The sequence below is a fragment of the Candidatus Leptovillus gracilis genome (genome assembly GCA_016716065.1).
GTDB classification, from domain to species: domain Bacteria; phylum Chloroflexota; class Anaerolineae; order Promineifilales; family Promineifilaceae; genus Leptovillus; species Leptovillus gracilis.
In genome coordinates, this window is sequence record JADJXA010000005.1 from 333,736 (window position 1) to 345,648 (window position 11,913).

An 11,913-nucleotide genomic window follows, 5' to 3' on the forward strand; every position below is an offset into this window, starting at 1 on the left:
CTAATCTCTCAAGAATCCAATGATGGTTTCATTCGCCTCGTCCGGCGTTTCGATGGGGAAGAAGTGGCCGGCGTTGGGCAGGATGTGGACCTGGCTGTACGGGATTTTGGCCGCGAGCAGGTCGGCGTTGCCGGGCGGCACCACTTTGTCGTGGGCGCCGAAGAGAATCAGGGTGGGCGATTGCACGGCCGTTAGCCGATTCTCAAAACAGGCCGCTTCTGCCAGCAAGCCCAAACCAACTGCCATTTGCGCCTGATAGGCGACGGGGTTGATGGGATTGGCGACGCGCCATCCCAGCCACTCGTCAATCATCGGGCCGTTGGCGGCGCTCCAGCCGGGCGCGGTGCTAACAGCCAGGCCATTCTTGAAGCGCGTCACCGGGTCGCTGGTGACGTCCATCAAGACCGCCATCGCCTCCTGGGTGATGGGTTGGTGGCGCGGCCCGCCGAAGTTGGTCGAGGCGAGAATGAGCTTATCTACCATCTCCGGGTAGCTCAGGGCCATCTCCTGGGCGATGAAACCGCCCATGCTGTGCCCCATCACGTGGGCCTTCGGCAGGCCCAATTCACGCAGCAGGCCGATGGTGTCGGCGGCCAGCATGGCGGCGCTGTACGGCCCGGCCGGGGCGTCTGTCTGCCCCACGCCGCGGTTGTCGAAGGTGATGACCTGGAAATGCTCAGCCAGCCCCGGAACCATCTTGTGCCACTGCCACTGGTTGTAGCCCAGGCCGGAAATCAATACCAGCGGTTTTCCGGAACCATGAATTTCGTAATAAATGTTGATGTCATTAGCGGTTAGCGTTGGCATATTGCCCTCCAATCAAAAAGCACGTCATTCTGAGCGGAGTCCGCGGAGCGAAGAATCCCCACGCTCTGGTGATACCAAGAAAAGGGGATGCTTCGGGGGACCTCAGCATGACAAGGCCTGCACCTCACCGAACCTCGATATATTGTTTTTTTAGTTTGATCTTCTCCACCTTGCCATAGGGCGAATATGGTAGTTCGTCTACGAAGATGACTTCTTTGGGGACTTTGTAGCGGGCGAGACGGCCGCGACAAAATTCCTGTAGTTCCTCTGGCGTGGCGGACTGCCCCGGTTTGAGGACGGTGATCATGATGCCGACTTCGCCCCATTGGTCGTCGGGTTTGCCGATGAGGGCGGCTTCGCCGACGGCCGTATGCTCCCGAAATATCGCCTCTACCTCCGCCGCGTACACGTTTTCCCCGCCAGAGATGATCATGTCCTTAAATCGGCCGACAATCGTGTAAAAGCCATCCTCGTCCATGCGGGCCATGTCGCCGGTGTGGAACCAGCCGTCCACCAACGATTTGGCCGTCGCTTCCGGGTTGTTCCAATAGCCGGTGGTGACGTGCGGCCCTTTGATGCACAGTTCGCCCGTTACGCCCGCCGGAACAAGGTCGCCATGTTCATCCACCAGCTTCATTGCGCTGTGGAAGATGGGTTTGCCCACGCAGCCGGTCTTGGGCACGCTCTCTTCATCCGTCATGGAGAAGCAATTCGGGCCGACTTCGGTCAGACCGTAGCCCTGGCGGAAAACGACGTCCTTTTCTTCGCGCCACTGGTTGATAAGTTGGGGCGGGCAGGGCGCGCCGCCGCTGATGAAGAAGCGGACATGGCTAAAATCGGCGCTGGCGTAGATGGGCGACTTTTGCCACATCTGGAAGAGGGTCGGCACGCCGAGGATGACGGTGCATTTCTCTTCTAAAATCACACACAGCGATTCTTCGGCGTCGAACCCTTTGCTCAGGACGATGCGCCCACCGATGTAGAAGATAGGCGTCAGGAAGGCAAACAGACCGCCAGCGTGAAACATAGGGGTGAAAACCGGGCTGACGTCGTGTTCGATGAGGCCCCAACTGATGACAGTGTTGATGCAGTTCCATATTACTTGCCGCTGGGGAATCATCGCCCCTTTCGGCCGGCCGGTTGTGCCAGAGGTGTACAAAATACAGTGGGTAGATTCGCCGGTCAGGTCAAACGGCCGTAACGGTTCCTCAACCGAGTGGCCGGGCAGCACTTCTTCGTAGCGGTACAGGGGGACGACATGGTCTACGGCAATGCCAGCGCGCATTTGCTGTACCGTCGCCTCAAATTCCGGGCCAAAGAGCAAAAATTTGGGCGTGCAGTCATTGACGATGTAGACCAGTTCCGGCACGGCCAGCCGCCAGTTCAGCGGCGTAAAAATCGCCCCGATTTTGGCGCAGCCATAGAACAAATCCAGGTAAACGACGCTGTTATGCGCCAGAATCGAGACCCGGTCGCCATAGCCCACGCCATAGCCGCGCAGCCAGTTGGCGCAGCGATTAGCCCGCGCATTCAGCTGACCATAAGTATAGCGAATGCCAGTTTCCAACTCTAGCAGCGCCTCTCGCTCTGGCGTCAACCGCGCCCGGCTGGTTAACAAATCTGCCGCATCCATAAACTCTCCGATTGCGGATTGCGGATTGCGGATTGCGGATTTTTTACCCGCTCGCGCAGTGGCAATCCGAGATTATTCCTTTGTTTTGCGTTTCTTCGCCGTATTGATAGAGGCTACGGTGATGGCTAACAGTTCATTCGCTTCTTGCATAAGAGGCTGCAACAAAGATTCTTTCACAATACCTGCTTCAACAAGTAACTCCATCCAATAAATTGATTCGTCGGCTTCTTCTTCAACAATACCCATTTTGGCTATGAAATCGGCTGGGGATTTGGCACGGCAGGCGGCGCGATAGTTGGCAGCCACGGAAGTGCCTGAGCGCAACAACTGACGTCCAATCACATCGGCCGTTTTGCCTGCGGGTAATGATTCCGTCAAATGAATGACGCGCAAAGCAAACTGCTTCGTCCGTTTTTTCAAGACGTCCTGGTCCACGCGCGCCTCCCAATCCGCAATCCGCAATCCGAAATCAAGTGCCGACAACAATGCCGCCATCTACGCGCAGGGTTTCGCCGCTGATGAAGCTGGCTTCGTCGGAGGCCAGGAAGAGGTAGGCGTTGGCGATGTCGCGGGTTTCGCCCATGCGGCGCAGGGGGGTGCGGGCGATCATGCCGTCGAGGACTTTTTGCGGCATTTGCTGCACCATTTCGGTGAGGGTGAAGCCGGGGGCGACAGCGTTGACGCGCACGTTGAACTTGCCCAGTTCACGCGCCCACACTTTGGTCATGCCAATCACGGCCGATTTTGTCGCCACGTAGTTGGTCTGCCCGAAGTTGCCATCCAGCCCGACGATGGAGGAGGCGTTGAGGATGACGCCGCTGCCCTGCTTAATCATCACCGGGGCGACGGCCTGGGTGCAGTTGAAGACGCCCTTGAGGTTAACGCCGATCACCAGGTCGAAATCGGCTTCGGACATCATGCCGGTCAGTTCGCCGTCTTTGACGCGGACAAGTTGGCCGTCACGCAGGACGCCGGCGTTGTTGACGAGGATGTCTATACGGCCGTATTCCGCCACCACCGCATCCACCCACTTCTGCAACGGTACGGCTTTCAGCCGCCGGTTATTCGCCCCATTTCACAATGCCCGCCGCCCAGACGTAGCCGATGCCGGCCGCCACAATCGCCATCAGGTCACCATCTTTCAGGCGGCCTTGTTTGAGACCCTCGCGGATGCCAAACATGGCGTCTTGCTCGCCGGTGTGGCCGATGTCGTGCAGGTAGACGGACTGCTCTTCCGTCAGGCCCAGGCGCTCCAGCATCTCTTTGTGGCCGGAGGGTTTGATGAGGACCATGTTCAGGAAGTCCAGGTCGGCTTTGGTGTAGGAACGGCCGTCGGGCCGGGGGCCGCTTTTGCGCAGCGCCTCGTCCACGCATTTCACCCAATTGTCCATGCTCACGGCGTTCAGGCGGTCCTTCATCAATTCCGGCTCCACCAGATCAAAATAGAACTGGTCGTTTTTCACCGCTTCGTCGGTGGGATGGTGGATGGTGCCACTGGCGGGCACGATGACGTGTTTGCTCATGAAGCCATCGCTGATGAGGTGACTGCCCAGGACGTGGTTGCGCGGGTGGTTTTTGCGCAGCAGCATCGCCCCGCCGCCGCTGCCGATATTCCATAGGAAAGTGGTGCGCGGGTTTTTGAAGTTGATGAAATCGCTGACGCGGTAGCCGCCGGCGATGAGGATGGTATTGATTTCGGGGTCGGCGATCATCATGTCTTTCGCCATTTTCATCGCGCCGACGGTGGTGGCGCAGCGGGTGTGGATGTCCATCGCCCAGGCATTGGTCGCGCCGATTTCGTAGGCCAGGTGGATGCCGGAGGTCCAGAGCAAGTATTCGCGCCATTCCTCGGTGGTGCAGAGGACAACGTCTATCTCTTGGGGGTCTACGCCGCTGTCTTGCAGGCAGTCGAGGGCGGCCTTGATGCCCATCTCGTTGGGCTGATCGTCTGGCCCGCCGACGTGCTTTTTGGTGATGCCTAACTTGTCGCGGATGACCCATTCCGGGTAGCCGCTGAGTTCGGCGATGTCGGCGGCGGTGAGATAACCGGGGGGTGAATACGTGCCGGTGCTAACGATTCCTACAGATGGTTGGTTGTTCATAAGCATGGGGGAGATTGGAGATTAGAGATTGGTAGCTGACCCGTTACCATCTCCAATCTCCACTCTCTAATCTCCTGAAACAAAATCTCTTATTTCGTCCATCACTTTGCGGGCGGTTTCGCCGAAGAGCATGGTGATGTGGTTGCCAGGGACTTGTTGATAAGTGCAGTTGGCGAAGAGCACGGCCGTTTCCCCGGCCATCTTCGCCGACAAAATAGGCGGCGCGTCGGGCGGCCCGTAGGGGTTGGGGGCGTTGAGCAGCAGGACGGGTTGGGTAACGGCCGTTACACTCTCCAGCCACGGTTCGGCATACTCATGTTCGATGGTCTCGGCAATAATGGCCGGGGTGGCGTGCGGCTGCACGGAGCCATCCGGGTTCACGCGCACGTCGGCGCGGAAGTTGCTTTCCAGGCAGTCGTCCCAATAGCCTTGCAGATAAGGCATTTGCCGCATGGCGGCCAGATAAGCGTCCATCGAAGGCAGCGTCTTGCCCAGGCGATCCAACGACGCCTTGATCAGCGTCACGGTTTCTGGGGTGATGAGCAGGTGGGAGGAATCGAGCATGATGAGGTGACTGAAGCGCTCGGGATGCTGCGCGGCCAGAATCAGGCCGATGAGCGCGCCAAAGGAATGACCACAGAGAACGGCCGTATCCAATCCCAGTTCATCCATCAGCCCCAGCACGTCGCCGCAATATTCGGCCATGCTGTAGCCGGTCGTCGGCTTGTCGCTCAGGCCGCGCCCGCGAAAATCTACGGCGATGGTGCGGAAACAGGGACTTAACCCGGCCGCGACCAGTCCATCGAAGCTGTGGGCATTGGCCGTCAGCCCCGGCAAAAGCAGCAAGGCGGGATCGCCGCCGTCGCGGTCCAGATAGTGCAGGCGCAGGTTGTTGACTTGTGCGTAGTGGTCCATGTTTTGCTCGAAAATGGCGATTGGAGATTGGCAACATCCTCTACTCTCCAATCGCCCGTTCTTTCTTCTCTGTCTCCAGGTCCACATAATTCGCCATGAACTTGAGGGCGTCGGCGATGTCGGTGAAGCGGATTTCTTCGCTGGTCTGGACGTGGCGGATGAGGCCGCGCCAGGTGGCGTCGTTGTCGTCTTGCTCCTGGATGAAGCGGATGATGAAAGAGGTAACGGCCGTTTCAGACATCACTTTTCCCTTTGCTGTGCTGCAGCAGGGGAACTGTAACACAGGCCGGTTACACAAAAGTTACAAATGGGCAGGTTAGCGGTTGGGCAGATTGGCTAAATAGGGGATTTTTCTACTGGCGAAGGCAAATAGTACTCAGGCAAACTCGATCCTCAGATGCTGGCCCACTGCCCTTGCAAAACGTACTCCACAAAACTGTCTCCCCAACAAAAAGGTCTGCAACCCCATCAGGCAGCAGACCTTTCATTCATATCGTCATTGCGGCCAACCCATCAACCCAGGTGGGCATGAAAAGCGGCGTTAAACTCCGCTGGTTTCTCCAGAAATGGCGAATGGCCGGCGTCGGCAATCACCACTTCCTGGTACGCGCCGCCATTGGCCTGATACGCCTCCAGCACCGCCCGCGTTTGCGCCACCATCGGCTGCGGCGGGCATTCCTCCACGCCGGGATAGCCGGGCACCGCGCCCATCGCCCCCAACGCTGCCAAGTCGAACAGCGCCATGTCGCTTACAATCAAGTCATCGGCGCCGCGAATCCAGAGGATAAGCGGTTTTGGCTCGATGGTTGCCAGGGCGCTGGCGTTGAAATATTTGCGATTGAAGGCCGGCAGCACGCCGCGGTCGCCGGGGGCGGCCCCGGGCCAGTTGGTGGAGGGAACCGACGTGCCCGGATACCAGTCATCGCCGATGCGCGTGGTGAGCATGGAGCTGATCAGCGCGTCCTCCCGTTCGGAGATGAAGGGCGGTTTGACGTAGAACTGACGGAAGACGTTGCGCGGCGACATGGGGTTTTCTAGCCCGTACTCGCCGGCGGCCAACAGCTGCACAAATTCAGGATTAATGCCGGTGGGCGCGCCGTCGTCGTAGGTCAGCGCGCCATCTTCGCCTTTGCTGCCACCATAGCCATAAGGCGACATCGGGTCGGCCAGGGTGATGGACAGCAAATCGGCGGCGTGGGCGATGGCGTATTTCATGGTAATGCCGCCGCCCATGCTGTGGCCGACGATGTGGCAGCGCGTTAGACCTAACGCCTGTACCAGGGCGTGAATGTCTGCCACCATGTCGCCAAAGCCGAGGGTGGCGTTTATAGGCAGCGTTTCGGTATCGCCGTAGCCGCGCATATCGGGGGCGATGCCGCGATAACCGGCCGGCAGCGCCAGCATGGTCTCTTCCCAGTACGTGGCTGAAGAGACGTTGCCGTGGATGAACAGCACCGGCGTGCCATCTTCCGGGCCGCTGAACAGCGTGTGGACGATTAACCGGCCGGTGGGAACCATCTGCGAGGTAATTCCAGGTAAAGTTGGGACGGTAGGCATGTGGGTTTTCTCCTTATTTGCAAAATAACGGGGAACTTTTACCGCATTATCATAACACAGTCCGGTAACTCGAGGTTCGCTCAAATTGAGCGGTAAATAGTAAAATTGGCGGCATGACTATGCCAGAATTCACAATCAGTGTTGAACGGCTGGATGACCTGCCGCTCTTGTATGGGTTTATCGAAAAGATGGGCATTCAGTCCACCATTGATACCGTCATCAAACCGCACGGGAATTGGCAGGGACTGAGCATGGGTTGGGTGATCTCCATCTGGCTCAGCCACATCATCTCGGCGTACAACCATCGGATGGATCGGGTTCAAGAGTGGGTGGCAACCCATCAGGTTTCTTTGCGGCAGTTGACCGGACAGGACGTGACCGAGCTTGACTTCACCGATGACCGACTGGCGATTTGTCTGCGGGAACTGCACGAGCCTGACCAGTGGCGGCGGATCGAGAGCCTGTTGGGTAATCGGTTGCTGCGCGTTTACGACCTGCGGTCGGTGAACATCGTGCGGCTGGATGGCACAACCGCCGGCGTGTATCACGACCCGGCGGGTCACCTGTTGTTTCAGGTGGGGAAGAACAAAGAAGGGGTCTATGAACCGCAGTTCAAAGCGATGCTGGCCAGCCTCGACCCGTTGGGCTTGTTGTTGGCGCTGGATGTGGTTCCTGGCAATCGGGCCGATGACCCGCTGTATGTGCCTTGCTACCAGCGGGTGAAAGAGATGCTGGCCCGGAATGGACTGCTCATTGTCGGCGACAGCAAGATGAGCGCGCTGACACCGGCGACGATTGCGGCGGGCCATGACCACTATCTGACGCCCCTGCCCGATGGCAAGAGTGAACCGGGTCTGCTGGACAAGTACCTGCGCCGGTGGTGGGCTGACGGCGGCGCGGCGATGCCGGTTTTCCTGCCCGACGATGAGCCTGAGGAGGGACAAGAGCCTGACTGCTCCCTGGCCATCGCCGAAGGATTCGAGGTCAGCCGCGCCCATCAGGCTGGGGTGGGCACACAGCATGTCGTCTGGTCGGAGCGTTGTCTGGTGGTGCGCTCGTTGAGCTACCAACAGACCGAACAGGCGAACTTGCGGCAGCGGCTGCCAAAGCGGAAGGGGCGCTGCGGGACTTAACGCCTGCGCCAGGGCGGGTAAACGCCCCATCACCGATGAAGCGAGTTTACAAAAAGCCATTGCCGCTATTGAAAAGCAGTATCGCGTGGCCGGTCTGTTGCCGGTCAGCTACACTCGCCAGGTCACAGAACGCGCCATCCGCGGCTATCGCGGTCAACCGGCACGAGTAAGAGCAAGACATTCGCTACCAGGTGCAGGTCAAGCGAGACGAGGCGGCGATTGAGTGGGCGCTGTTCCGGGCCGGTTGGCGTATCTACCTGACCAATGCGCCGCAGGCGTCGCTCTCTTTGACCGAGGCCGTCCTGGCTTACCGCGACCAGTATATCGAGGAGAACATTTTCCGCCGTCTCAAAGGCAAGATGCTCTCCATCACCCCGGTCTATGTCCAGCGGGATGACCATGCGCAGGGCTTGTTTCATTTGCTCTCGCTGGCGGCGCGACTGCTGGCCTTAGGCGATTACACGGCTCGTCGCGCTCTGGCCGACCAACAGTCAGAACTGAGTGGCATCTACCCCGGCAACCCCAAGCGGGCCACGGCTCGACCGACGATGGAGCGGCTGCTGGAGGCATTTGACAACATCAACCTGAGCATTATCCATCTGACCGGGCAGCGGGTCTGTCAGGCGACGCCGTTAACGGCCGTGCAGCAGCGCATTTTATCTCTGTTAGGCTTGTCGGCTACGTTGTATACCAACTGGACTGTGGCCTGAACCGGTTAACCAGGGGTGGATTGGGCCTGTTGACGGTATTTGATTGGTAAAGTGCTTGTTTTTTGTAGCTGTCATATCGGTTTTGCTGGCTTCTGAACCACTTCACCGATATGGCAATCTGAATTGGACTTTTGCTCGTTTATTTGAGCGAACGCCCTGCGGTAACGTTTTGGTTACACCGCGCATCGTTTCCCGTCTGCGGTTATTTTCCTTGCCAGCGAGACGGCCGTTTCATCATAAACGCCTGCGCCCCTTCCATGAGATCGGCCGTGTTAAAAAGCTGGCTTTGCGCCCAGCCTTCCAACTGCAGGCCCCGGTCCACGTCGCTCAGGCCGTCAATCACCCGCTTGGCCATGCCCACGGCCAGGGGCGCGGCCAGGCAAATCTCCGCCGCCAGTTCCTCCGCTTTGTCCATGAGCTGTTCTTCGGCCACGACGTAATTAACAATGCCCCACGCTTCCGCCTGGGCGGCGTCTATGTGCCGGCCGGTGAAGATGAGTTCTTTGGCCCGCGCTGGACCCACCAGCCGGGTCAGGCGCGTTGTGCCGCCCACGTCGGGAATCATGCCCAGGCGCGATTCTGGCAGGCCCAATTTCGTGCCCTCGGCGGCGATGCGGATGTCGCAGGCCAGGGCCAGTTCCAGGGCCATGCCCAGGCAAAAGCCATGCAGCAGGGCGATGGTGGGCAGTTCCAGCCGTTCCAGCCGGGTGAGTACTGCCTGGAAATCGTCGGTGATACGCCGCATCCGCTGCTGCCAATGCGGGCCGTACTGGTCGGCCAGGAGCAGCAGGTTGCTGACGTCTATGCCGGCGGAGAATGCCCGGCCTTCGCCGCGAATGAGGACGGCGCGCAGGCCGGGGGTGCGATTGGCCTGGGTAACGGCCGTATCAAACTGGGCAAACAGCTCCAGGTTGATGGCGTTGCGCTTATCCGGCCGGTTCAAAACAATCTCGAATATCTGGTCACGCTGCTGGGTTACAACAAGTTCAGTCATCGCCTTAACTCCTCACTTTTTGCGCCTGCACGCGGGTCATCGTCACCCAGGCAAAGGCCATGAAGACCGTGCTGAAGATGAACAGCCAGCGGTACTGGTCGCCCAGCGTGTCCACCATCACGCCGCCCAACGTTGGCCCTAAAACGGCCGCCGACTGCGACGAGAAATAATACAGCCCGGTATAGGCGCCAATTTTGCGCTCGTCGCCATAGTCGTAGACCAATGGCAGGCTGTTGACGTTGACGCAGGCCCAAAAGAAGCCAATCAGCGCCAGGATGAGAATAAACGTGACCACACCCTGAATGACAAAATAACCGGCCAGCAGCAGCACCACCAGCCCGGATAAACCGATGAGAATGATATGGCGACGGCCGTATTTCGTCCCCAAATAGCCCGCCGGAATGGCAAACAAAATGAAGGAAACCGTAATCGAACCGGCGTAGATGGAAGCCGTGCCCGGCGACATGCCCAGAGTAAACACGGCAAACGACGACAACCCCGCTTCCAGGGCGTTGAAGGCCATAAACCAGAACAAAATGCTCACCAGCACAAATATCCCGCTTTTGTCTGGATTGCTGAACAGCAGCTTGAGATTGGCGATGACGCTGCCCCCTTTGTCCTCCTCGTCCAGGGTGATTTGCCGCGGTTCCTTCACCTTCCAGACGGCCACCAGCGAGGCGGCGATCAGCACCACCGCCCCGGCGATAAAGGGCGCCGCCCGGCCAAACGCCTCATACAAATAGCCACCAGCAAAAAAGGCCAGCAGCCCACCCACACCGCCCATCAGGTTGATGATGCCGTTGGCCTTGCTGCGGTCGTCCACCTCGAACAAATCGCCCAGCCAGGCCACCGTGGGCGAGCGGAACAGGGCCATGCCAAAATTGGTGATCAAAATAAAGGCGGCTATCGCCAGGGCGGATTGGGCGAACGGGATCAGCAAAAAACCGGCGACGGCGATGGGCATACCCAACAAAATCCACGGTTTGCGCCGCCCAAAACGGTTCCAGGTATGGTCACTTTTGGCCCCGACCCACGGCTGGACAAAGACGTTGATCAGATTGTCCCAGGTCATAATGAACAAGGCCAGCGACGGGGCCAGACCAAAGCCGACCACGTCGGGAATTTCACGCCCCGCTTCGATGAGCTGCCGCTCAAATTCTGGGTTGCCGGCCTGCAAAAAGATAGGGATGTACTGGTTGAAGATGGGCCAGATGATGCTGATGCCCAAGAAACCAAAACCGACGATAAATGTTTTGCTGAAGGTGAATCGTTTGCGGTTTGCCTGATCTGCGGCTGTGGTCATATTGCCTCCTTTGAAAATGGGAGCGCGGACGTCCCGTCCGTCCTGGCAGGCGAGACGCCTGCGCTCCCAGGGTTTTCATCCATCGTGGTGCGCCGCGGTTCATGTTGAACTGCTGATGGTTTTTTAACGACAAGGCGCCAAGGTGCAAAGAGATTAAGAGTTGCTAATGGTCAACGGCCGTTACCGTCATCCTGCGGCACAATGTTAACCCGATGTCGCAAATGTGGCATGGAAATCAAGCAAGAGGATGCGCCTATGTTCAAACCTAAACCCATTCAACCCGGAGCGGGCCAGGAATCGGTGTGGGATTACCCGCGCCCGCCGCGCCTGGAACGAACCGATAAGCATATTCAGATCGTGTTTAACGGCCGTGTCATCGCCGACACCCACCGCGCTTACCGCGTGCTGGAGACGAGCCATCCACCCGTCTACTACATCCCACCGGAAGATATTCAGATGGACTGTCTGGTGATGGCCGACGGCCGTTCCTTCTGCGAATGGAAAGGCCAGGCCAGCTATTACACCGTCAGCGTCGGCGGCAAACAGGCCGTGAAAACGGGCTGGACCTACCGCCGGCCCACGCCGCCCTTCGCGCCCATTAAAGACCACGTCGCCTTTTACGCCGCGCCGATGGACATCTGCACCGTAGATGGCGAGCGCGTGACACCGCAGCCGGGTAACTTTTACGGCGGCTGGATTACGGCGGATGTTGTAGGGCCGTTTAAAGGGGAGTTGGGGAGTATGGGGTGGTGAGGAATT

At 58.7% G+C, this 11,913-nt stretch carries 13 protein-coding genes; 3 read left to right on the top strand and 10 right to left on the bottom strand.

Annotation, left to right across the window (positions count from 1 at the left end):
- The 8 genes from IPM39_16125 to IPM39_16160 all read right to left on the bottom strand — a co-directional run bounded on the left by IPM39_16125 (position 1) and on the right by IPM39_16160 (position 7,014).
- Entirely contained in the window at positions 1 to 807 is an 807-nt protein-coding gene (locus IPM39_16125; GenBank protein ID MBK8987578.1) for an alpha/beta fold hydrolase, read from the bottom strand.
- 124 nt (positions 808 to 931) lie between these two features.
- Complete coding sequence (locus tag IPM39_16130) at positions 932 to 2,440, bottom strand: long-chain fatty acid--CoA ligase (protein MBK8987579.1); 1,509 nt, start codon at positions 2,438 to 2,440, stop codon at positions 932 to 934.
- A gap of 72 nt (positions 2,441 to 2,512) precedes the next feature.
- Positions 2,513 to 2,875, bottom strand: a complete 363-nt coding sequence (locus tag IPM39_16135; protein MBK8987580.1) for a four helix bundle protein — start codon at positions 2,873 to 2,875, stop codon at positions 2,513 to 2,515.
- A gap of 34 nt (positions 2,876 to 2,909) precedes the next feature.
- Positions 2,910 to 3,494: an SDR family oxidoreductase gene (locus tag IPM39_16140; protein ID MBK8987581.1), complete on the bottom strand. Its 585-nt coding sequence runs from the start codon at positions 3,492 to 3,494 to the stop codon at positions 2,910 to 2,912.
- A gap of 7 nt (positions 3,495 to 3,501) precedes the next feature.
- Positions 3,502 to 4,542, bottom strand: a complete 1,041-nt coding sequence (locus IPM39_16145) for a 3-oxoacyl-ACP synthase (GenBank protein MBK8987582.1) — start codon at positions 4,540 to 4,542, stop codon at positions 3,502 to 3,504.
- A gap of 66 nt (positions 4,543 to 4,608) precedes the next feature.
- Entirely contained in the window at positions 4,609 to 5,457 is an 849-nt protein-coding gene (locus IPM39_16150) for an alpha/beta hydrolase (GenBank protein ID MBK8987583.1), read from the bottom strand.
- A gap of 40 nt (positions 5,458 to 5,497) precedes the next feature.
- Entirely contained in the window at positions 5,498 to 5,698 is a 201-nt protein-coding gene (locus tag IPM39_16155) for a hypothetical protein (protein MBK8987584.1), read from the bottom strand.
- A gap of 272 nt (positions 5,699 to 5,970) precedes the next feature.
- On the bottom strand, positions 5,971 to 7,014 hold the full coding sequence (locus IPM39_16160) for an alpha/beta hydrolase (GenBank protein MBK8987585.1): 1,044 nt from the start codon (positions 7,012 to 7,014) through the stop codon (positions 5,971 to 5,973).
- A 119-nt stretch (positions 7,015 to 7,133) separates the two neighbouring features.
- Between IPM39_16160 and IPM39_16165 the strand changes: the two genes are divergently transcribed.
- Entirely contained in the window at positions 7,134 to 8,147 is a 1,014-nt protein-coding gene (locus IPM39_16165; protein ID MBK8987586.1) for a DUF4277 domain-containing protein, read from the top strand.
- Positions 8,148 to 8,338: 191 nt separating this feature from the next.
- Positions 8,339 to 8,857 (top strand): hypothetical protein, encoded by a 519-nt coding sequence (locus IPM39_16170; protein ID MBK8987587.1) that lies wholly within the window; start codon positions 8,339 to 8,341, stop codon positions 8,855 to 8,857.
- 202 nt (positions 8,858 to 9,059) lie between these two features.
- On the opposite strand, the gene IPM39_16175 is transcribed toward IPM39_16170, so the two are convergent.
- Together IPM39_16175 and IPM39_16180 are read right to left on the bottom strand one after the other, a co-directional pair.
- Complete coding sequence (locus IPM39_16175; GenBank protein MBK8987588.1) at positions 9,060 to 9,851, bottom strand: enoyl-CoA hydratase/isomerase family protein; 792 nt, start codon at positions 9,849 to 9,851, stop codon at positions 9,060 to 9,062.
- A gap of 4 nt (positions 9,852 to 9,855) precedes the next feature.
- A complete protein-coding gene (locus IPM39_16180) occupies positions 9,856 to 11,154 on the bottom strand; it encodes an MFS transporter (GenBank protein MBK8987589.1) in 1,299 nt (432 codons plus the stop codon).
- A 255-nt stretch (positions 11,155 to 11,409) separates the two neighbouring features.
- Between IPM39_16180 and IPM39_16185 the strand changes: the two genes are divergently transcribed.
- Positions 11,410 to 11,907 carry a DUF427 domain-containing protein gene (locus tag IPM39_16185; GenBank protein ID MBK8987590.1) on the top strand — a complete coding sequence of 166 codons (498 nt, stop codon included), beginning with the start codon at positions 11,410 to 11,412 and terminating at the stop codon, positions 11,905 to 11,907.
- The last annotated feature ends 6 nt before the right edge of the window (positions 11,908 to 11,913 follow it).